Genomic DNA, 20,691 nt, shown 5'->3' with positions numbered 1-20,691 from the left:
ATTAACACCCGGACCGGTACGGCTACGATGACGCCGTGTCCCCGACCCGCCCCGTCACCCTCCTGACCGTCGCCGAGCGCGCGGGGGTCTCCAAGACCACCGCCTCGGACGCCCTGCGCAGCAGCGGCCGGGTGTCGGCCGAGACCCGCGCCCTGGTGCTGGAGGCCGCCGAGCAGCTCGGCTACGTCCCCAACGGCTCGGCCCGCCACCTGCGCCGGGCCAGCACCGGCGCGATCGGGCTGCACGTGCCCGAGGTCCTCACCCGCTCGGACTACTACATGCGGTTCGTGTTCGGGGTCGTCGAGGCCGCCGCCGCCCACGACCACGACCTGACGCTCATCACCTCGGGACCGTCCTCCCGGGTGCCCCGCGTCGACGGCCTGATCCTGGGCGACCCGCTCGACGGCGACCCCATCGTCGAGCGGCTGATGCGCTCCGGCCTGCCGACGGTCACCGGCGAGCGTTTCCGCGGCGACGGGGAGGCCGACGGCGTGGTGGTGTCCGACCACGCCGCGATGCTGGGCGAGATGCTCGACCACCTGCGCGAACGGGGCGCCATCCGGCCCGCGCTCATCGTGGCGGGCGGCGAGACCGACTGGGCGGCCGGCATCCGGCGCGGCTACGAGGAGTGGTGCGCCCGGCACGGGGCGGCCTCCGTCGTGGGCGCGGTCCCCTTCGACGTCTCCTACGACGAGACCCGCGCGGTCGCCCGGACGCTGCTGGCCGCCGAGCCCCGTCCGGACGCCCTGATCTGCGCGCCCGCCGGCTCCGCCGCCCAGCTCCAGCCGGTCCTGAGCGAGGCCGGGCTCCAGGCGGGGACCGACCTGCTGCTCGCCTCCTGCGTCGAGGGCCCGAGCATGCGCGCGGCCGATCCGCCCGTCACCGCCGTCGACCTGCACCCGCGCGAGGCCGGCGCCGCCTGCGCCGAGCTGCTCTTCGACATCCTCGGCGGCGAGGCCGAGCCCGGCACCGAACGGGTGCACCCGATAGAGCTCATCATCCGCGAGTCGACCCGCGGCAACGCCCCTCGGTGAGCTCGGTGAGGCTGCGGCGAGCGGCCCCGCCGTGAGACGACGACGAAGGCGGGCGGCCGAGGCCACCCGCCCTGTCGCGGCGTTCCCTCCCCGTCGTCAGACCGCCACCGCCTCGACGGCGGGGGTACGGACCGACCGGCGGGCGGTGCCCAGCGCCGTGCCCAGGGTGAGGACCACCGCCAGCACGGTCACGCCGACCCAGATCAGCGGGCCGCCGTCCGGCAGCGCCGAGTCCAGCCGGACGCTGGCGTACGGGGCGATCGTGAAGAGCGAGGCGATCGAGCCGAGCAGCACGCCCGTCACGGTCAGGACCGCGCTCTCCAGCCCGACCATGGCGATCACCTGCCGGCGGGTGGAGCCCGCCAGGCGCTGCTGGGCGAACTCCCGCCCGCGGTAGGCGGTCGCCGCGAGCAGCGTGTTCACCAGCATGATCGCGGTGAAGACCACGATCATTCCGATGACCACGAAGTTGAGCGTCTCGATGTTCTTCTGCTCGAGGCCCTTGGCCAGGCCCGCGGCGGCCAGCGCCGCGTTCTCGGTGCTCTGCATGTAGAGCGTGCCGGTCGCGATCGCGGTGAACAGCACGATCGGGGTCAGCGCGCTCGCCATCTGGCCGGTCCGCTGCCGCAGGTTGCACACCGCCAGGTAGCCGGTGACGCCGCCCAGCAGCTGGAGCGGCCCGGCGAGCAGCGCGACCACCCGCCGGATCGCGAACGGCCCGAGGAAGGCCATGCCGATCGCCGCCCAGATGCTGGACTGCCCGGCCGTCTGCATCGCGTCGCTGCCTTCGGCGCGCATCGCGGTGGCGGTGACGATCGCCAGGTTGAGCCCGAGGAGCAGGAAGGCGACCGCACCCGCGATGCGCTTCTTGCTCATCCGGCCCGGGTCGACCGCCGCGTCGGCCAGCGACTCGGTCACCCGCATCCGGCTCGCCCGGCGCACCGCGAGCGACGCGGCGCCGATGGACGACACGACCGTGATGCCCATCCCCATCGCGACCGCCAGGGGCCCGAAGACGTACGAGACGTCCGCGTTCACCTGCTCGGTCGAGATCAGCATCTCCAGCAGGCCGCGGCCCGCGAACAGCCCCGGCACGACCGCCAGCGCGGAGGCCGCCACCGACAGCACGGCCGCCTCGCCGACGACCATGCGGCGGATCTGGCCGGGCGTGGCGCCGACGCTCTTGAGCAGCGCCACCTCCTCGGCCCGCTGCCGGATCGACAACGTCAGCGTCGACGCGACCGCGAAGACGACGAGCAGGAGGCCCCAGCCGCCGACGACGCTCGCCATCGTGACCATCGTCTCCGTGCCCGCCGACGACGCCCCGCCGAGGAGCGCGGTGTCGAACATGGAGCCGAACGTCATGATGATCGACGCGCCGAGGAACATCGAGAGGAAGGCGGCGGCGAAAGTGGCCGCGCGGAAGCGCAGGGTACGAAGGGCCAGCCCGAACATGTCACGCCACCGCCTGGTCGAGGTCGTCGGACAGGTGGGTCATGCGCTCGGCCACGGCCTCGGCGGACGGCTGGGCCATCCAGCCCACGATCCGGCCGTCGGCCAGGAACACCACCGCGTCGGCGAACGAGGCGGCCACCGGGTCGTGGGTCACCATGACCACGGTCTGCCCGTGCACGTCGACGGCCTCCCGCAGCAGCGCCAGCACGGCCCGCGCGCTGCGGGTGTCGAGCGCGCCGGTCGGCTCGTCGCCGAACAGCACGCTCGGCCGCGTGACCAGGGCCCGCGCGATGGCCACCCGCTGCTGCTGGCCGCCCGACAACTCCGACGGCCGGTGGTGCAGCCGCTCGCCGAGACCGACCCGCTCCAGCACGGCCCGCGCCCCATCCTGGTCGGCCCTCCTGCCGGCCAGCTTCAGCGGCAGCGTCACGTTCTGCATGACCGTCAACGCCGGCAGCAGGTTGAACTGCTGGAAGACGAACCCGACATGCTCCCGCCGGAACCTCGTCAGCGCCGTCTCGTCGCGTCCGGCGAGCTCCTGCCCGTCCACGAACACCCGGCCCTCGGTGGGCTGGTCGAGCCCGGCCGCGCAGTGCAGGAACGTGCTCTTGCCCGAGCCGGACGGCCCCATGACCGCGGTGAAGGAGCCCGCGGGCAGCGACAGCGACACGCCGTCGAGGGCGGCCACCCGGTTGCCCTCGGCACCGTAGATCCGGCGCACCGACTCCAGGCGGAGCGCCTCCGCCGACCGCCCCGCGCGCTCCGGTCCTTTTCGCTTGAACATCTCGTACCTCCCTTAGCGGCGCCGGCAGCGCCTGACAGGTACGAAGTTATGAGCGCGGAACGGCCCGTCCCAGGGGCTCAACTCGCCAAGCGGGGTAGGCAAAACCCCACCTTCGGGCGGCGTCAGTCGTCGTCGTCGCCACCGTCGTCATCGTCACCGTCGTCGTCGGCCGGCGCGCACGCGGCCGTCACGGCGACCGTCGCGCCGAGGGCCGTCACGACCGCCACGGTCGAGACGGACGCGGGAATCAACGCCGTGCACAGTGCGAGCACGGCCTTGACGAGATTCATCAGCATCTTGTGCACTCCAGGCCTCCGCAGGTCGTCGTCTGCCGGGAACTGTCTCGCGCCGGCCCCCGGCGCACAAGCGACCACGCACAACCGTCACCCACCGGCCACACGGCGGACGGCCGCCGGGGGTCACTCCCCCAGGCGGCTCAGCGCCTCCATGGCCTCACGCTCTATTCGCGACAGGTCGCCGAGGATGGCGCCCGCCTGGTCGAGAGGCTTCGCATCGCCTGATTCACCGGCTTCGGTGATCAGCGCCGCGACCTCTCCCCACAGGACGGCCGCCTCGGCGTAGAGCTCGTGGCCGGTGCGCAGGTGGCGGCTGTCGAGGTGGTGGGCGCACTCGGCGAGGAAGTCGCGGTAGAAGTTGCGGAACAGGGCGCCGCCGGTGCCGCCCTTCTCCATCAGAAGGGCGGCCTGCGGCAGGTCCCGCCGCGGGTCGTCGGCGCGCTGGAGCCAGGTGCGCACGAGCCTGCCCGCCTTGTCGATGCCCCGGTGGCCGAGGTTGGCGATGGGCGGGTCGAGGAAGGCCCCGGCGCAGGCGGTGATGGCGGGAACGAGCTGATCCCGCGGAGGGCGCGCGTTCCTCGGTGCGGTGAGGGTGAACGACCGGTGCCGGGCGGTCATCGGGCCGCGCGCCGCCCTGGCCCGGGCGAGACCGGTCAGGCTGGTGGACACCGCTCCGCCCTGCTGGTCGGTGTCCACCAGGTAGGCGTCGTGGTCGTCGTAGCCGTACATGGCGACGACGTGACCCCCGAAGTGCACCTTCGACCGGAAGTAGTCCAGGTGGTAGCTGTCGAGCTGCAACCCGACGGGACGGCCGGCGTCGATGGCGGCCGTCACGTTCTCCCATGCCCTGCGGGACGAGGCGGTCTCCTGGACCCGGAGCTCCAGCCCGAGCCGGGCGGCCAGGTTCCGGGTGAGCTCGAAGGGCTTGACCCGTCCCCCGAGGAACGGGAAGCCCATGTTCTTGCCGTCCCAGTAGATGAAGGACAGACCGGAGCCGAGGCCGAAGAGCATGGGCTCGGACAGGTCGAGTCCCTGGTGCCGCAGCAGCACCCCCAGCGCCGTCGTCTCGCAGTGCCGCGTACCGCGGGCGTCGATGTCTTGTACTCGCACGCCCTCATGGTGGCGCCTCCCACAGTGGGAGGGTCCAGCGCGGTCAGGCGTGTCCTACGGCACGGCGGCGGTCTTGATGACGTCCGTGGCCCTTGGAGTCAGACGAAGCGCTGGCGGAGCTCGCCGATGCCCTCGACGTGGCTGACCAGCTCGTCGCCCTTGGCGAGCCAGCGCTGCGGGGTGCGGCCGAGGCCGACGCCCGCGGGCGTGCCGGTGAAGATCAGGTCTCCCGGCAGGAGCGGCAGCACCGCCGACAGCCGGGCCACCAGCAGCGGGATCGAGAAGATCAGCTCGCGGGTGCGGCCCTTCTGCACCTCCTCGCCGTTGATCGCCGAACCGAGCTCCAGGTCGGCCGGGTCGCCGAACTCGTCGAGCGTCACCACCCACGGGCCGGTCGGGGCGAACCCGGGGAACGACTTGCCCAGGCTGAACTGCGGCGCCGGCCCGGCCATCTGCGAGACCCGCTCGGAGATGTCCTGCCCGACGGTCAGCCCGGCGATGTGCCCCCACGCGTCCGTCTCGGCCACGTTCCGGGCATGCCTGCCGACGACCGCGACCAGCTCGACCTCCCAGTCGGTGTTGCCGCCAGGCGGCAGCGCGACCTCGGTGACCGGCCCGGTGATGCTGGTGGCGAACTTGGTGAAGACCGGCGGCAGCCCCTCCGGCACGTCGAAGCCGGACTCGGCGGCGTGGTCCCGGTAGTTGAGCCCGATGGCGAACACCTGGCGCGGCGCCGGCACCGGCGCGCCCAGCTCGCTCGCCTCGAACGCCGTCCCGCCCGGCAGGTCGGCCCCCTCGGCCCAGGCCCGGAAGGCCTCCCACTCGGCGTACACGGCCTGCGGGTCGCTCCCGAACCGCCCGCCGCTCGCCCTCTCCACGTCGACGGCGAGCCCGCCCCCGACCAGTACCGCACGACCTGCGAGGTTGCCGATCCGCACCCTGTCTCCCTAATTCGTCATGATGATTAGGGCGATAATGCCCGCAGCTGGACAAGCACGTCAACCCGCATCCTGCTAATGTGCATGATGAATTGAGCCAGAGGAGGACGGGTGTCCGTTGACGCCTCGACGACGGGCCGGGCGGAACAGGCCGCGGACCGCATCGCCGGCCTCGCCCGCGCCGCCGCCCCCGGCGCCCGCCTGGGCACCAAGGCCGATCTGCGCGCCCTGTGCGGCGTCTCCGTCAGCACGTTCAACGAGGCCCTGCGCCTGCTCCAGTCGCGCGGCCTGGTCTCCGTGCGCCCCGGCCCCGGCGGGGGCCTCTTCGCCGCCGAGCCGTCACCGATGGCCCGGCTGGGCAACGCCGTCCTCGCCCTGGACGCCGAGCAGACCTCCGTCACCGAGGCCATCCGCATCCGCGACGCCCTCGACCCCCTCCTGATCGAGGACGCGCTCTGGCACGCCTCCCCCGCCGACATCGCCGAGATGCGCACGATCCTCGACGAGATGTCACGCGCGGCCGGCGCCGGAGACCCCGACGCGTTCGTCCACGCCAACTGGCGCCTCCACGCCCGCATCGCGGCGACGAGCCCGCACGCCCTCCTGCGCTCGCTCTACGCCAACCTCCTGGACCTCATCGAGGCCCACACCCTCTCGGTGCTCCCCGACGGAGAGCACCCGCTCCCCCCGTACCTGCGCGAACGCCACCGCCTGCACGCCGACCTCGTCGACGCGATAGCCCGCCACGACCGCGACGCCGCCCTGTCCCTGATCCACGCCCACAAGACCAGCGCCTCCGACGCCCACTGAACGAACCCACTTTTCGAGGCGTTCACCTGTGGCACCGGACACAGAACGCGTACGCCCGTCACCCTAAGCTACTTTCGGGCGCACTATCGCTCTCCATCATTTGTCATCCGGTTTCCCTGATTTGATGGACCGCCCTTCCGTCAGGGCACCACAAAATCCCTAACGATCTCCGGTAATGATGGATCACAGCAGGTCAGAGCGATTCCAATGCATTTCATGCTGCCCTTTTCGCACTCGCACAACCGATCACTCCATTCTGCCGCAGCAGTCGTTTCCGCTCTATTTTCGGGGCATACGTTCCGGTAATCACGGTGCGAGGAGGAGCGGGCGACAGCGATGGACGACCATGAAAACGAGCATGACAACGACCCCGCGCAAGGACGCCGGGACCGGCGCCCGGAAGTGCTCGTGGCACTCGGCGCGATTCTCCTGGCGGTGGCCATCGTGCTGCTGGTCGCCATCGTCTCGCCCGGCGACCTGCAGGCGGTCATCGGCTGGGTCACCGTGGTGCTGGCCCTCATCACAGCGATCACCCGGGAGCACTGACATGACCGATCCCCGCGGCTTCTGGGACAGGCTGGACGACGAGGGCCGGGCCATCGTGCGCGAGATCTCGCGGGCCGAACGGTTCGAGCCGGACGACGAGCTGTACACCGAGGGCAAGCCGGCGAGCTCGGTCATCGTCATCGTCGAGGGCTGGATCAAGATCTCGAACGTCACCGGCGAGCGGACGTCGTTGCAGGCGCTCCGGTCGGTCGGGGATCTGGTGGGCGAGAGCGCCGTGTCCGGGTCCCCGGCCGTGTCGACGGTCACCGCCGCCACCGACGTGCGGGCGCTGGTCATCCCCGCCGAGGCGTTCGAGGATCTCCTCGCCACCTCGGCGAAGGCACGGCGGGCCCTGCTGCTCACGCTCCGGGACAGGATCGTGGAGGCGGACCAGCGGTGCCTCCGGTTCGGCGGGGCGACGGTGGGCCAGCGGCTCGCCTTTCTGATGATCTGGATGGTCGACCGCGGCGGCACCGTCCCGCTCGCCAAGCGACAGCCCCTCGTCCCCTCGCTCACGCAGGAGGAGCTCGCCCAGCTGGTCCGTGCCGCCCGTCCCACCGTCGAGGCGATACTGCGCCAGTGGCGGGAGCGCGAGTTCGTCGAGACGGCCCGCCGCACCACCGTCCTCACCAACATCGGCAAGCTGCGTTCCATCGCCGGCCGCGCGTGAACCCTGGCGCGCGTCCAGGTCATCGGCGGCGGTTTCCGAGGGTGCGGCAGGTGCTGGTCAGGAGGGCGGTTCCGAGGGTGGCCAGGAAGAGGGCGCCCATGGAACGGCTGAACGTGATGTCCCACTCGGGTGGGCCGCCGCGGGCGTAGACGAAGTCGCGGGAGCCCACGTCCAGGGCCTGGACGCGCTGGCCGGTCGCGATGTCGCCGTCGGTGGCGCCGCGCAGCTCGAAGTCCCGGCCGGGGGCCCGGTGCGCTCCGGGGGCCTGGAAGGAGCCGTACCAGGCGCACATCTTGGGGCAGTTGCGGCGCTCGGCGACGAAGGTGCCGGTGCGCCCTTCGCCCTGGGCGGCGCGGCGGGTGGCGGTGCCGTCGCTGACGGCGGCGGACAGGCAGTACGTCGCGCCGGCGAAGAGCAGCGCCATGCCCGCGCATCTCAGGAGCATGCCGATCATGTGGGCCGTCCCGTGGAGAAGGTCTTGATCTGGGTCCAGCGGGCGGCGCCGGCGGGCGTGAGGCGGCCGCGGAGTTCGGCGAGCTTGAGGAGGTTGGCCTCGGCGGCGGAGGTGAGGGTCTGGGCTTCGGCGCGGTAGTGGTCGTCGATGAGGGCCTCGAGTTCGGTGTCGTTCATGGCCGGGAGGACGCGTGCGGCGAGCTTGTTCATGTCGCGGTAGGAGCCCTGGAGCCGGAACGGGGGTTCGGTGCGGGAGCCGTCCGACTGGGCGGCCGAGGCGATGTAGGCGCGGTTGACGGTGAGGACGGTGCGCTGGACGTGCAGCAGCTTGGTCAGGACGGCGAGCATCTGGTCCAGCTCCGCGCGGGAGTAGGGGTGGGAGAGCTGGACGGCCTGGTCGCCGGACGCGAGGCGGATGAGGAGTTCGAGGTCGCCGCGGTCGCGGGTGGAGAGCGGGGCCAGGACGGGGTTGGCGGTGAGGGCGTTCTCCAGGTAGCTCAGGGCGAAGACGTCGTCGCGGCCGGACAGGACGTCGCCCAGGTTCCAGACGTCGGCGCGGTTGGCGAGCATGTCGGGGATCTGGAAGAGGCCGCCCGACTCGGTGTACGGGTTGCCCGCCATGCAGACGGCGAAGCGTTTCCCGCGCAGGTCGTGGCCCTCGATGCGGCGCTGGCCGTCGCAGAGCGGGATGAACTTCTGCAGGAGCTCGGGCGAGGTGTGCTGGACGTCGTCCAGGTAGAGCAGCACGTTGGTGCCGAGCTCCAGGGCGAAGTTGATCTTTTCGACCTCGCGGCGGGAGGTCGCGTCGGGCGCGGCGGCAGGGTCGAGTGAGGTGACCGAACGGCCCAGCGCGGGGCCGTCGACCTTGACCAGCAGCAGCCCGAGGCGGTCGGCCACGTACTCGATGAGCGTGGTCTTCCCGTAGCCGGGCGGCGAGATCAGCAGGAGGAGGCCCAGCGGGTCGGGGCCGAGCTGCTTGGCGAGGTTGTCGCCGATGAGCGGCAGGTAGACCTCGTCGATGAGCCGGTTGCGCACGAAGGAGCCCAGGACGCGCGGCCGGTGGTCGTCGAGGCGGAGGCGGCGGTTCTCGGCGGCGATCAGCTCGGTACGGCGGCGCTGGTAGGCGCGGAACGCCGGGACGTGTTCGGTGTGGAAGAGGTGGACGCGGGTGAGCAGCTCGTCCAGGCGCAGGTCGAGACGGCCGCCGGTCAGGCGCGGGTGGGTGCCGAGGAGACCGTCGACGGTGGTGGACGGGGTGGCGGTCCAGGGGCGGCGTTCGAGGTCGGGGCAGAGGAGCAGCGCCACGGCCTCGGGCAGGTCGGGGCCGGGGCGGAAGGCCGTGAGCCAGGCCTCGGCCAGGCGGTGGCGGTCGGCGAGGGTGGTGAGGGCGTTCAGGTCGCGGTCGAGGCCGTCGCCGTGCTCGGCGCGGAAGTCCTGGAGCAGGGCGGACGCCGCGGAGCCGGTGATGAAGCCGCCGCCGCGGGCCAGTTCCTCGACGAGGTAGTCGCCCGCGAGAGGTTCTCGGGCGTGGGCGAACGAGGCGCGGGTGAAGGAGGCGCGGGTGAAGGAGGCGATGGCGTCGTCGAGTTCGGCGGCGAGGTCGTCGAGGGCTCCGGGGCGTCCGAACGCGGTGCGGGCACGGGCCAGGGACGCGGCGCGGGTGGCCCAGGCGGCACGGGTCGTCGCGTCGGTGCCGTGGGCCCAGAAGAGCTGGGCGGCGGCACGGGCGGCGGCGGTGTAGCGCAGCAGGTCGGCGCCGGTGTGCAGGCCGAGGAGGGCTTCGAGGATCGCGGCGGCGTCGTGGTCGTGGACGCCGCGTTCGTACCCCTCGTCGATGCGGGCGGCGGCGGCGCGGCGGACGGCGTCGAGCGGGGCGTCCAGGTCCGCGAGGGCGCCGGCGCGTTCGGCGTCGAGGAGGATCGAGGCCGCCAGGTACTCGGCCCGGTAGGTTCCGGGGGTCTCGCTCGGGAGGAGCTGGTCCCAGAAGGGCCGCGTCTCCGCGAACGCCTCGTCGCGCACGGGCGCCCGGTAGCCGGTGCCGGTGACCGCGTACGCGAGGGCCCCGTCGTGCGGTACGAGGGTCAGTTCCATCGGCTGGGTGTTGACCGCGAAGCGGTGCCGGCCCAGGACGATCACCGCGCCGTCGTCGTCGTAGAGGTCCCGGCGGTCGCGCAGCGCCCGGCCCGCCTCCTGGCGCGCCGTTTTCAGGCGGCCGTCCAGTTCCTCCGCGCGGGCGATCTCGCCGAGGTCGCGCAGCTCGGCGGACACCCGGCGGAGCCGCGTCACCATGGCGTCGGTGGCGAAGTACGCGTTGACCTCGTCCGGTGAGGCGAGGGAGACGGCACGGCGGCGTACCCCGGTGAGGATGCGCTCCGCCGACTCGGTCAGGCGGTCCGCGCGGCGGGACCGTTCGTCGAGCAGCGCCTGCTTGCGAGCCGAGAACGCCTCGTAGACGTCGCCGCGCTTGCCCTCCAGGCGTTCGACGAAGTCGTCGAACTCGGCGAAGCGCGCCTCCAGCGACTCGAGCTGGAGGAGCAGGCGGCCCAGGTGCTCGTCGCACCGTTCCGGCGTTCCGGACTGGGCGAGCGCGCCCGCGACCGCCTGGTCGAGGAGCGCGAACTCGGCGGCGAACGCGGCCCGGCCCTCGATGTCGAGCAGCTCGCGGCGGCGGGCGTCGAGCACGGCGCGGGCGCGGTTGAGGCCGCCCATCACCTCGCCCGCACGTTCCAGGATCGTGGTGCGGATCGTGGCGTCGGTGACGTCCAGCGTGCCGACGACCTCGGTGACGATCTCCAGCCCCTCCGCCTGGGCGGCGAGCCGTTCGGCGACCGGCGCGGCGTCGGCGGCGGTCCCGATCGCCGCCGCGTCCGCGTCCAGCCGCCCGACCTCCTCGTGGTAGCCGGCGAAGGCGCCCTCGGTCTGGAGGAAGCGCACGGTGCGGCCGGCGGCGGCGTCCTGCTCGGCGGCGAGCTCGGCGGTCAGTTCGTCGAGGCGCGGGACGTCGGCGTACCGCAGGTCGCGGAGGGTCTCCAGGTGCCCCTGGGCGCGGCGCAGCTCGGCGAGCCTGGCCACCCACGCGTCGGCCGAGCCCGGTTCGCGGCCGTGCGCAGCCCGGATGAGGGCGCCGACCCGTTCGGCCGCCGCGCCGACCGCCGCGGCCGCCTCCCGGGTCAGCGCCTGGACGTTCGCGTACTCCTCCAGGACCTGCCGGGCGGTCGCGCGCAGGTCGCCGAGCGGGGTGAGCAGGTCGCCCAGGTCCGCCTCGCCGAGCCAGTGCGACAGGTCGGCGGTGCGCACGCAGGCGGCGATCAGGCCCTCGAAGACCTCGGTGGACGGCGACATGTCCTCGGCCATCCGGACCACGGACAGGCAGTCGGAGATGCCGCGCACCAGGTCGGCGTTCCCGACGCGTTCGAGCGGGCCCGTCCCGGCCGGGCGGGCGGCGGCGTGCGCGTCCGACACGTACGGCGTCCGCCAGATCTGGACGGGGTGGACGCGGGACGGCTCACCGGTGGAGGCGCGCAGGACGACGAGCGTGCCGTCGTCGAAGAGCGCGTGGCCGCGGCCGGTGATCGGGGTGGCGACCTGCTTGCGGATGACGTTGTAGTGCAGCAGCAGCGACCGGCCGTCACTCCTCGAGTGGAAGACGTAGAGCACGTCCTCCCCGTTGGGCGAGCGCACCGAGCGTTCGTACTCCAGGCCGGTGACGTCGATGTCGAACGTCTTGGCGGTCCCGGTGTCCAGGTAGTGGCCGCCCGGGAAGACGATGCCCTGGTCGCCGGGCAGGCGCCGGCACGCCTGCGCGATGCCGTCGAGCCTGACGACGGTCTTGGTGCGGGTGTTGAAGACCAGGTGCCGCCAGCCGGTCTCGTTGTACGGGCGGACGCGCAGCAGAATCAGCGCGCCGACCCGCGCGTAGAGCACGTCCGCGTCGGCGAGGCTCTGCAGCGGCTCGTCCACCGGCTCCTCGTGGACGCCGGGCCCGGTACCGGTGTCGTCCTCGACCTTCACGGTGAACGAGCCGCCGGTCGTGGTGACGAACACCTCGCCCTCGATCGACACGTGCGGGCGCCGTCCGGGCACGTGGTCGTCGCGGGTGGTCTCGATCCAGTCGAAGTCGTGCGCCGGCGGGAGGACGTGGTCGCGTTCGCCGCGGTTGTCGACGTAGGCGAAGTCGCCGTCGGCGTTGGTCTTCCAGCGCAGCACGCGGACGTCGTCGAGCCGCGGGCCGGTCTGGAACACCGCCAGCAGCAGGCCGTTCAGCCGCCGCAGGCGCAGCAGCCTGGCCTGCCGGTAATAGCGGTACATCTCGGCGAAGTCGCGTTCGAACGTGGGATCGCGCAGCAGCTCCGGAAGCACGCCGGCCGCCACGTCCTCGATGCCCGGACCGGCCGTCCCGCCGTCGGCGCCGGACGCCTCGGGGCCGGACGCCTCGGGGCCGGACGCCGTCGTGAGGCGGCGCAGGGCGAACACCTCGTCGACGGTCGCCTCGGTCCCCGGGACGGCGACGGCGTTGGTGCCGACGAGCATCAGGCCCGCGCCGACCGGCAGCACGTCCCGGGGGACGCAGGCGTGGCCGGTGCGGATCCGGTGCGTTCCGGCCAGGGTCAGCTCGGTGCCGCCGAACGTCTCCAGGCGCCGCGCGTTCAGCGCCTCGGCCCGGCGGGCCAGCTCGGCGGCCTGGCCGGCCAGGCGGGCCCGCAGCACCTCGTAGGTGCCGTGGTCGAGCCCGGCCTGACCGTCCCGGCCGTCGAGACGTCCGTCGAGCCGCTCATCTTCGTGCGCGGTGACGAGCCCGCTCACAGGACCTCCTCCTCATCAGGGGTTGCGGGTCAGTTGGAGACGGCGGTGACGGTCGCCGCGGGCGCGACCGGCGCCGCGGGCGGCCCCGGGATCGTCGCCGTGAGGGGCGCGTCGGCGACGCCGAGGCGCCGCGCGGACTCCAGGAGTTCCGTGAGCTTGCCGGTCTCCGGGCCGCCCGCCTTGATGAGCCGCAGCAGCAGCGCCGACACCGTCAGGTCGCGCACGCCGTCCGCGCCGAGCGAGCCGAGCACCCGGGTCATGTCGTCGGTGAAGCTCGCCGAGCCGTCCAGCCACGGCCCGGCCAGCGAACGCGCGACGTCGGAGCCCTCGACGAAGGCGTCCACGCCCTTGCCGAGCGCGATCGAGCCGACGAGCCGGTCGAAGAACACGCTGTCGCCGCCGACGATGTCGACGTCGGCGTTCTCCAGGCCGGTGGCGAGCACGGTCGCCTGCGCCTCGGCCACCTGCTTCTGCACCTCGAGCCCGGCCAGCCGGATGTCCTTCTCGGCCTCCAGCCGGAGCCGGTACTCCTCGTGCCGGCGGCTCGCGTCGTCCAGCGCCGCCATCGCCTCGGCCTTCTCGCCGATGCCCGCGGCCTCGGCGGTCAGCTTCTCCCGCACGCCGACGGCCTCGGCCAGGCCCCGCTCGCGGACGCCCGCGGCCACGGCGAGCTCCCGCTCCCGGACGCCCGCGGCCTCGGCGAGGGCCCGCTCCCTGACGACCGCCGCCTCGGCGAGCCCGGCCGCGGCGGCCTCGGCCCGCAGCCCCTCGGCGAGCCGCACCTTCGCCTGCGCGTCCAGGTCGGCGGCCTGCTGCCGCGCCTCGGCCAGGACGAGCTGCTCGCGGGCCTTGTGCGCGGCGGCATGCTCGGCGGCCTCGGCGGCCTTGATGTCCTTGACCAGGTGTTCCTGCGCCTCGGCCTCGGCCTGGATGACGATCGCCTGGCGGACCCGCTCGGCCTCCTCCACCGCGCGCAGCCGCTTGATGCTCTCCTCCTGCTCGGCGACCGTGCGCTCGACCGCGATGCGCTCCCGGACGACGTCGGCGATCTCCCGCTTCTCCGCCTCGACCTCCTTGTCCTTGGCGATGGTGGACAGCTCGACCTCCCTGTCGCGGGCGACGACCTCCAGCAGGCGGTCCTTCTCGATGCGCTCGCTCTCGATCGCGATCACGCGTTCCTTGTTCTTCTCGGCGACGGCCACCTCGCGGTTGCGGTTCTCGGTCTGCACGCCGAGCTGCTCGTCGGTGCGGAGGTGGGCGGCCTGCGCGCGCAGCCGCTCCTCGGCCTGGACCCGTTCGATCTCGGCCTGCTCGCGCGCCCGGACGGTCTCGATCTCGCGCTGCTGCTTGATCTCGGCGTCGGCCTGGCGCCGTTCGAGCTCCAGGATCGCCTCGCGCGCCTCCACGTTCTGGCGGGTGATCTCCTTCTCCTCGTTGCGGGCGTGCTCGTTGGTGCGGACGTGCTGGATCGCGGTCAGCTCGGTGATCTTCCGGATGCCCTGCGCGTCGAGGATGTTGCTCTTGTCCAGCGACATCAGCGACGTCTGCTCCAGGTAGTCGATCGCCGCGTCCTCCAGGCTGTAGCCGTTCAGGTCGGTGCCGATCACCTGGATGATGTGGTCGCGGAACTCGTTGCGCCGCGTGTAGAGGTCCTCGAAGTCCAGCTGCTTGCCGACGGTCTTGAGCGCTTCGGAGAACTTGGCCGCGAACAGCGCCTGCAGCGTGGTCTGGTCGCTGGCCCGCGCGGTGCCGATGGCGGCGGCGACCTTGCGGACGTCCTCGACGGTCTTGTTGACGCGGACGAAGAACGTGATGCGGATGTCGGCCCGGATGTTGTCCTTGCAGATCAGCCCGTCCCGGCCGGTGCGCTCGATGTCGATGGTCTTCACCGAGATGTCCATGACCTCGGCCTTGTGCAGCACGGGGAGGACGACCGAGCCGGTGAACGTGACGTCCACCTTGCGCAGCTTGGAGATGATCAGTGCCTTGCCCTGCTCGACCTTGCGGAACAGCCGGGTGACGGCGAACAGCAGCGCGAGCATGATGATCATCAGGAGCGCGAGCAGGCCGCCGATTCCTATGGTGATCGCTTCCATTCGGAGTCCTGTCTTCCGAAGTGACATGAAAGAACGCGGGGATGCGGGGGAACCGCGCGGGCCGCACGGGGACGTGCGGATCGCGCGGGGGAACGCGGGATTTCGCGGGGGGATTTCGCGGGGACGGCGGTCAGGGCCGTTCGGGGTCCAGTGCCGCGTCGTACGGCATGACCCAGAAGAACTCCCCGCCGGGATCGAGATCGAAGATGAGCGCGGTGCTGCCGGCGGTGAGCCCGGTGGCCCCGGCCGCCCCGGCCACCGCGACGTCGCCGCTCGTCTGCCGCACCTGGACCAGGGCGGACGAGCCGTCGGGCGCCAGCACCTCGGCCTGGCCGAAGTCGGTGCCGACCCGGCCGGTGCGGATGACGCACGTCCGGCCGACGAAGTCGTGCAGCGAGGTCTCCGGCCCCTGCCGGAGGACGTGGCGGAGCGGGACGGCGAGCAGCCTGGTGACCGCCCACGCGCAGCCCGCCGCCACCACCAGGACGGCCGACGACATCACGGCCTGCGGGCCACCGGCCCGGCCGGCCACGACCGAGCCGGCCAGGCTGGCGAACCATCCGGTGGCGACCAGCAGCGACACCGCGATCGTGATCGGGACCCCGTCCAGCCCGGCCGCGCCCAGCAGGCCGCCCGGCCCGTCCAGGCCGGCGTCGTCTCCCCCGATGCCGGCCCCTGTGTCGGCATCGGGTTCGAGGCCGCCGACGCCGAGGCCGCCCAGCAGGACCAGCCCCCAATATCCGGCGACGACGAGCAGCGGAAAGGTGAACAACGCCGTCGGGAAACCGAGCACGACGTCAATGAATTCGCCCATGAGAACGCACGCCTTTACTTTCGAGCATGGCTTTTACGGCCGGCACAGAGCGTGCGACGGCCGAGTCATTCGAAAAGTGAAAAAGCAGCGTGGCCGGGCTGCGGCGCCAGCGGGCGCGGCAGCGCTACCGGGACCCGCTATCGGGGAACTCGGTCGGACGTGAGGAGACGACAAGGCCGAAGGCCGTGCAATGGGCGTCGGCGAGCGGCACGCGGAGACACCGCGGCGCGGTCGGCGTGCAGAGAATCATCTGGCCCCCAAAAAGGAGAGACTTCACCCCTATCGCCGACCAGGCTTCCCGGCACACCTAGGCGTACTTTAACGCATCTTTATCTTTAGGGAAAGCCTTTACCGGCCCTAACGACTTCGCCGCTGCCCGTTCAGAGGTGGCGCAACCACAGGTAGAGCGTCGCCACAGCCACGCTGACCAGCGTCACCGCCAACCCGCACCCGGTGAATCGCCAGAAGGAAATGGGGTGCCATTCTTGGCCGCGATGCCGGGCACCACGACGTTGGCGCCGGCCCCGATGGCGGTGGCGTTACCGCCAGACCGGCGCCCAGACCGGCGCCCAGGCCGGCACCCAGGCCTGCACCCAGGCCGGCACCCACCAGAGCACCTGCGCCTCGCCCTGGCCGCCGTTCTGCTCGACGAGGCCGACGACGATCGGGCTCATGGTGGCCACGTACGGGATGTTGTCGACCACCGCCGACAACGCGGCCGACGCCCACAGCAGCAACATCGCGGCATGGCCGAGCCGGCCGCCGGTGAGAGGTCGCCGATGACGCCCGTCTCGACCAGGCCGCCGACCATGACGAACAGCCCGGCGAAGAAGATCAGCGTCGGCCACTCGACCTCCTCCAGCGCCTGCTCGGTGGTGACCCTGGTGGTGGCGACCAGCAGCCCGGCGCCCAGCAGCGCGACGACGGACGCTTCGTAGTGCAGCACCGGGTGCAGCACGAACGCGGCGATCACCACGGCGAGGACGGCCAGCGACTGGTACAGCAGCCGGTGGTCGGTGATCGCCTCGCGCTCCTCCAGCGACATGATCTCCTCGGCCCGCTCCGGGTCGTAGGTGAACGCGGGCGGAACAGCCAGCGGCACACCACGCAGAAGACCGCCGTCAGCACCACGATGAACGGGGCCAGGTGGACCAGGAAGTCGTTGAACGACAGGCCGGCCCGGCCGGCGATGATGATGTTGGGCGGGTCGCCGATGAGGGTGGCCGTGCCGCCGATGTTGGACGCCATCACCTCGGCGATCAGGTACGGCGCCACCGCCAGCCCGAGCCGTTCGCACACCAGGAACGTCATCGGCGCGATGAGCAGCACGGTCGTGACGTTGTCGAGCAGGGACGACGCGGACGCGGTGATGAGGACCAGCATCACCATCAGCCGGTAGGGCCGCCCGCGGGCCCGCTTGGCCGCCCAGATCGCGACGAACTCGAAGACGCCGGTCTGCCGCAGCACCGAGACGATCACCATCATGCCCAGCAGCAAGAAGATGACGTTCCACTCGATGCCGGTGTCGGAGGAGAAGAAACGCCTTCTCCGCGTCGGTGATGTGCAGGAGCAACATCAGCGCCGCGCCGCCGAGCGCCACCCTGGTCCGGTCGATCCTCTCCGACGCGATGAGCGCGTAGGCCGTCACGAAGATCGCGATCGCGGCGAGCGCCACGATTTCCTCCCGGGGTAGGCGTCGCCACCCGTTTCTACGCGTTCTCAGTGCGACCCGCCCATCCCCGGACGTGTGGCCTCGGATAACGTCATCGACGTGCGCGCGTACGAACTGGCCGTCGGCTATCCGACGGTGACCCCTGACAGCGGTGCGCTGGACGCGGCCCGCCTCCTCGCGGAACACCGGTTGCCGGGACTCCTCGTCGTCGACGGCGACCACCGTCCCGTCGCCGTCCTGCCCGGCTCCCAGTTCCTGCGCTTCATGATCCCCCGGTACGTGCAGGACGATCCCAACCTGGCCCGGGTGTTCGACGAGAGCCATGCCGACCGGCTGTCGGACAAGCTCGCCGGCAAGCGGGTCGCCGACCTGCTGCCCAAGGAGGCCACGGCGCCCCCGATCGTCGACGCGAACGCCACCGCCATCGAGATCGCCACCGTCATGGCCAACACCCGCAGCCCCCTCGTCGCCGTCTCCAGCGACCCCCGCCGCACCGACGCCCCCATGATCGGCGTGGTCACCGTCTCCCAGCTCCTCACCCGCCTCCTCCCGCCCGCCTGACCGAGGCTCGGTCGCGCCCGCCTCGCCGCGCGCGGCCGAGGGACGCGGCCGAGGGACGCGGCCGAGGGACGCGGCCGAGGGTGGCCAGGCCACCGAGCATGAAAGCCAGGCCGGAGATTCAAGCCAGGCAGCGACAAGAAATGGGCGGGCCGCTGGCGTGTCGGGCCGCTGGCGTGTCGGGCCGCTGGCGTGTCGGGCCGCTGGCGTGTCGGGCCGCTGGCGTGTCGGGCCGCTGGCGTGTCGGGGTGTGGAGGTGTTGGGGGTGTTGGAGCTTCGCTGCGGGTCAACGCTTCTCTCTGTTAGATCATTAGCCCCTTCGGGGATGGCGGCCTCGGTCACCCCTTTAGCTAGCGCCTGTCTCCCGAGTGCGAGTAGATACGGCCTTCTGTTCAAACTTGGCAGCGACAAGAAAGTAGGCGGCTGGTCTCGCTTTCCTGTCATGGTGCGGGTGCTGGTGATCGCTGATGTTCGAACTTTGGGGCCGCGCGAAGCGCGGGTTTCCGGTGCGACCTCAGGCGGCAGCACACCCTTCGCCTCATCGCATCCTTGGGTTTCTGGGACCCCGGCTGACGTGCCAGCAACCCTCGGAAGGGCGGAGGCTTGTGCGCGGTGGGTCAGTCCGGCTCCGCCCAGCCATCCACCAGCAGCAACCCGCCTAGACTCCGACCCACCCGTGCCGGGCCACGCACCCACCGTGGGACGAAAGATCCACCCTCCCACCGCCCGGTGAATTGTTGGCCACCTGCGGCCAATCGAAATGTCCGTAATCAGATAATTGCAATACGTGACCGTCGATATAATCAAGACATGCATTCGATCGTGACGGATCTAGAGACCGCTTCCACCGCGGAATTGGTGGAAGCGGTAGCCGCGATCGCCACCCACCTCGCACACCGCCCCGCCCCCGACTCCGGCGCCGCTTGCATGGAGCTGACCGAGACACTCGCGAGGGCCGCAGATCAAATCGAATTCGCGCTCGCGGGCACGATCGCAGTAGTGGACCGCACCGGCGAAATGAAACACTGGGGCCTGCCGTCCACGCAGGCGTGGCTGCGGTGCCGTCTGGGGATGCGGGAAGGCCGCGCCAAGGAACGCGTCACCCTGGCCCGGCAGTTGCCGCGTCTGGAGCGGGTGAGTAAGGACCTGGCCAGCGGTGACCTGTCGCTCGGCTACGCGGCTACGGTTGCCGACGCCGTGCAGCGGTTGAACGATGAGGACTGCGCGGCGGCCGAGGACATCCTGCTGAACGCCGCCAACGACGGCTTGTCGGCGGGCAAGGTCGCCCGGCTCGGCCGCAAGATCCACGACCTGGTCTCCGAAGCCGACGGCACCGAGACGGCCCCCGAAGACGTCAAACGCGGCTACGAACGCTCCTGGTTGACGTTGAGCCGGTCGCTGGATGGCGGGTCGTATGTGAACGGGTGGCTCAACCCCGAAGACACCGCGATCCTGGACGGCACCCTCGGCCCGCTGACCAAACCAGCCGGCACCGACGACCGCCGAGACCTAAGCGAACGCACCGCAGCCGCCCTCACCACCGTGCTGTCACACGGCCACAAGGACACCCGCGTCACCGTCATCGCCAACCTCGAAACCCTCATGGGCGACAACGCGCCCGGCTGGCTGCGCGACGGCACCCAGGTCCCGGCCGAGCAGGTGCGGCGGCTGGCGCTCACCGCAGGCGTCTCACCCCTCATCCTGGGCCCCGGCAACGTGCCCCTATACCTCGGCCACACCGTCCGGATCGCCAGCCCAGGCCAACGCAGGGTGCTGGAAACCCAATACGACACCTGCGCGGTGCGTGGGTGTGAGGTGCCGGGCTTCCTGTGCGAAGTCGACCATGTTGACGGATGGGCATTGGGAAACAGCCCCACCGACATCAACAAGCTCGCGCTGTGCTGCGGATGGCACAACCGGTGGAAACACACCCACCCTGACCAGATCAACATCAGCAAGAACCAAGCCGGACAGTACGTCTACCAGACACTGCCACCCGACGGGATCACCCGCTCCGGACGGGGCAGATGGCCCACCGGACGAACACCCGACCCCGGCGGCGACAACCCGTGGAACGACCACCACCTCGCAGCCTGATCGCCCACGAACAGCCACAACCCCGCGCCAGCCTCATGGCCCGGCGGACACCCGTCCACCGGGCCTACAGGCACGCCCACAACCAACCCCCAACCCCCAACCACCCGCCGGAAGGGGCCAGGGGCGAACTTCACACCAATGACCTTCGAAGATCAACAGTCAGCAACCACAACCGGCCTAGCTGCATGAAACCGGATGTCCACGCCCCGGGGTGAAGGTCAGTGACGCCAACAGCCACCACCCCACGTTCAACAGGCACAACGCAGCACACCATTCACGCGCACCCCGGCGAACAGCAGCCAGCCTCCCGGCCTGACCCCGAGGCTGCTATATCGCGTCAAGCCACTTGAGGAAGATCTTCGAGACTCTTCGGGGCGGGGGTATCTCTCCAAGTGTGGAAAGTGATCTTGCTGGGAAGTGAGTGATCTGGGCCGATGGTCCACTTCTTCGGGGGGAAGCATCATCATGTCGATCATCGAGGGTGTCGACGGTTCGACGTCGACTACGGTAAGTGATCTTGCGTCTACTGTGGTGGACGTGGCCGAGACCGAGCGT

The 20,691-nt window shown here is 71.4% G+C and carries 17 protein-coding genes and 1 pseudogene; 7 read left to right on the top strand and 11 right to left on the bottom strand.

All coding sequences use genetic code 11. The features are described 5' to 3' along the window. Positions 1–35: 35 nt before the first annotated feature. Positions 36–1,034, top strand: coding sequence for a LacI family DNA-binding transcriptional regulator (locus tag ABZ810_RS42320; protein ID WP_358412853.1), 999 nt, complete (start codon positions 36–38; stop codon positions 1,032–1,034). Between the two features lie 96 nt (positions 1,035–1,130). On the opposite strand, the gene ABZ810_RS42315 is transcribed toward ABZ810_RS42320, so the two are convergent. The 5 genes from ABZ810_RS42315 to ABZ810_RS42295 all read right to left on the bottom strand — a co-directional run bounded on the left by ABZ810_RS42315 (position 1,131) and on the right by ABZ810_RS42295 (position 5,617). Then, positions 1,131–2,489 carry an ABC transporter permease gene (locus tag ABZ810_RS42315; RefSeq protein WP_358412851.1) on the bottom strand — a complete coding sequence of 453 codons (1,359 nt, stop codon included), beginning with the start codon at positions 2,487–2,489 and terminating at the stop codon, positions 1,131–1,133. A 1-nt stretch (position 2,490) separates the two neighbouring features. Beyond that, positions 2,491–3,273: an ABC transporter ATP-binding protein gene (locus ABZ810_RS42310; protein WP_358412849.1), complete on the bottom strand. Its 783-nt coding sequence runs from the start codon at positions 3,271–3,273 to the stop codon at positions 2,491–2,493. Positions 3,274–3,395: 122 nt separating this feature from the next. Next, a complete protein-coding gene (locus ABZ810_RS42305) occupies positions 3,396–3,569 on the bottom strand; it encodes a hypothetical protein (protein WP_358412847.1) in 174 nt (57 codons plus the stop codon). Positions 3,570–3,692: 123 nt separating this feature from the next. Beyond that, the gene (locus ABZ810_RS42300) at positions 3,693–4,679 is read right to left on the bottom strand and encodes a BtrH N-terminal domain-containing protein (protein WP_358412845.1); all 987 of its coding nucleotides are present in this window, start codon (positions 4,677–4,679) and stop codon (positions 3,693–3,695) included. Between the two features lie 98 nt (positions 4,680–4,777). After that, positions 4,778–5,617: a fumarylacetoacetate hydrolase family protein gene (locus ABZ810_RS42295; protein ID WP_358412843.1), complete on the bottom strand. Its 840-nt coding sequence runs from the start codon at positions 5,615–5,617 to the stop codon at positions 4,778–4,780. A 111-nt stretch (positions 5,618–5,728) separates the two neighbouring features. Here ABZ810_RS42295 and ABZ810_RS42290 point away from each other — a divergent pair, with 111 nt between their 5' ends. The 3 genes from ABZ810_RS42290 (at position 5,729) to ABZ810_RS42280 (ending at position 7,643) form a co-directional block, all read left to right on the top strand. After that, positions 5,729–6,427, top strand: a complete 699-nt coding sequence (locus ABZ810_RS42290; RefSeq protein WP_358412841.1) for an FCD domain-containing protein — start codon at positions 5,729–5,731, stop codon at positions 6,425–6,427. A gap of 336 nt (positions 6,428–6,763) precedes the next feature. Next, on the top strand, positions 6,764–6,973 hold the full coding sequence (locus ABZ810_RS42285) for a hypothetical protein (protein WP_358412839.1): 210 nt from the start codon (positions 6,764–6,766) through the stop codon (positions 6,971–6,973). A gap of 1 nt (position 6,974) precedes the next feature. Then, positions 6,975–7,643 carry a Crp/Fnr family transcriptional regulator gene (locus ABZ810_RS42280; protein WP_358412837.1) on the top strand — a complete coding sequence of 223 codons (669 nt, stop codon included), beginning with the start codon at positions 6,975–6,977 and terminating at the stop codon, positions 7,641–7,643. 19 nt (positions 7,644–7,662) lie between these two features. Here the strand turns inward: ABZ810_RS42280 and ABZ810_RS42275 are convergent, their stop codons facing one another. From ABZ810_RS42275 to ABZ810_RS42250, 6 genes and pseudogenes are all read right to left on the bottom strand, one after another. Continuing rightward, positions 7,663–8,097: a hypothetical protein gene (locus tag ABZ810_RS42275; protein ID WP_358412835.1), complete on the bottom strand. Its 435-nt coding sequence runs from the start codon at positions 8,095–8,097 to the stop codon at positions 7,663–7,665. Continuing rightward, a complete protein-coding gene (locus ABZ810_RS42270; RefSeq protein WP_358413051.1) occupies positions 8,094–12,803 on the bottom strand; it encodes a DNA repair ATPase in 4,710 nt (1,569 codons plus the stop codon). The genes ABZ810_RS42275 and ABZ810_RS42270 overlap by 4 nt, the downstream gene beginning before the upstream one ends. Positions 12,804–12,928: 125 nt before the next feature. Beyond that, positions 12,929–14,995, bottom strand: coding sequence for a flotillin family protein (locus tag ABZ810_RS42265; RefSeq protein ID WP_358412833.1), 2,067 nt, complete (start codon positions 14,993–14,995; stop codon positions 12,929–12,931). Between the two features lie 130 nt (positions 14,996–15,125). Then, positions 15,126–15,809, bottom strand: coding sequence for a hypothetical protein (locus ABZ810_RS42260; RefSeq protein WP_358412831.1), 684 nt, complete (start codon positions 15,807–15,809; stop codon positions 15,126–15,128). Positions 15,810–16,348: 539 nt separating this feature from the next. Next, positions 16,349–16,549: an SLC13 family permease gene (locus ABZ810_RS42255; protein WP_358412829.1), complete on the bottom strand. Its 201-nt coding sequence runs from the start codon at positions 16,547–16,549 to the stop codon at positions 16,349–16,351. Continuing rightward, positions 16,480–17,291: pseudogene (locus ABZ810_RS42250) on the bottom strand (sodium:proton antiporter). The gene ABZ810_RS42255 and the pseudogene ABZ810_RS42250 overlap by 70 nt, the downstream one beginning before the upstream one ends. A 1-nt stretch (position 17,292) precedes the next feature. On the opposite strand from ABZ810_RS42250, the gene ABZ810_RS42245 reads away from it, so the two are divergent. From ABZ810_RS42245 to ABZ810_RS42235, 3 genes are all read left to right on the top strand, one after another. Next, a complete protein-coding gene (locus ABZ810_RS42245) occupies positions 17,293–17,502 on the top strand; it encodes a hypothetical protein (protein ID WP_358412827.1) in 210 nt (69 codons plus the stop codon). 78 nt (positions 17,503–17,580) lie between these two features. After that, positions 17,581–18,042 carry a CBS domain-containing protein gene (locus ABZ810_RS42240; RefSeq protein ID WP_358412825.1) on the top strand — a complete coding sequence of 154 codons (462 nt, stop codon included), beginning with the start codon at positions 17,581–17,583 and terminating at the stop codon, positions 18,040–18,042. An 807-nt stretch (positions 18,043–18,849) separates the two neighbouring features. After that, positions 18,850–20,136 (top strand): DUF222 domain-containing protein, encoded by a 1,287-nt coding sequence (locus ABZ810_RS42235; protein ID WP_358412823.1) that lies wholly within the window; start codon positions 18,850–18,852, stop codon positions 20,134–20,136. Positions 20,137–20,691: the final 555 nt, after the last annotated feature.

The sequence above is a fragment of the Spirillospora sp. NPDC047279 genome (assembly GCF_040643285.1).
In the GTDB taxonomy this organism is placed as follows: Bacteria; Actinomycetota; Actinomycetes; order Streptosporangiales; family Streptosporangiaceae; genus Spirillospora.
Note: the sequence above shows the minus strand (reverse complement) of the source record. Positions and strands in the feature narration are given on the sequence as shown.

Coding starts and splice junctions, on each gene's coding strand:
- ABZ810_RS42315 (WP_358412851.1), bottom strand. CDS start 2,489: ATGTTCGGGCTGGCCCTTCGTACCCTGCGCTTCCGCGCGGCCACTTTC.
- ABZ810_RS42310 (WP_358412849.1), bottom strand. CDS start 3,273: ATGTTCAAGCGAAAAGGACCGGAGCGCGCGGGGCGGTCGGCGGAGGCG.
- ABZ810_RS42305 (WP_358412847.1), bottom strand. CDS start 3,569: ATGCTGATGAATCTCGTCAAGGCCGTGCTCGCACTGTGCACGGCGTTG.
- ABZ810_RS42285 (WP_358412839.1), top strand. CDS start 6,764: ATGGACGACCATGAAAACGAGCATGACAACGACCCCGCGCAAGGACGC.
- ABZ810_RS42280 (WP_358412837.1), top strand. CDS start 6,975: ATGACCGATCCCCGCGGCTTCTGGGACAGGCTGGACGACGAGGGCCGG.
- ABZ810_RS42275 (WP_358412835.1), bottom strand. CDS start 8,097: ATGATCGGCATGCTCCTGAGATGCGCGGGCATGGCGCTGCTCTTCGCC.
- ABZ810_RS42265 (WP_358412833.1), bottom strand. CDS start 14,995: ATGGAAGCGATCACCATAGGAATCGGCGGCCTGCTCGCGCTCCTGATG.
- ABZ810_RS42260 (WP_358412831.1), bottom strand. CDS start 15,809: ATGGGCGAATTCATTGACGTCGTGCTCGGTTTCCCGACGGCGTTGTTC.
- ABZ810_RS42255 (WP_358412829.1), bottom strand. CDS start 16,549: ATGTTGCTGCTGTGGGCGTCGGCCGCGTTGTCGGCGGTGGTCGACAAC.
- ABZ810_RS42245 (WP_358412827.1), top strand. CDS start 17,293: ATGCCCAGCAGCAAGAAGATGACGTTCCACTCGATGCCGGTGTCGGAG.
- ABZ810_RS42235 (WP_358412823.1), top strand. CDS start 18,850: ATGCATTCGATCGTGACGGATCTAGAGACCGCTTCCACCGCGGAATTG.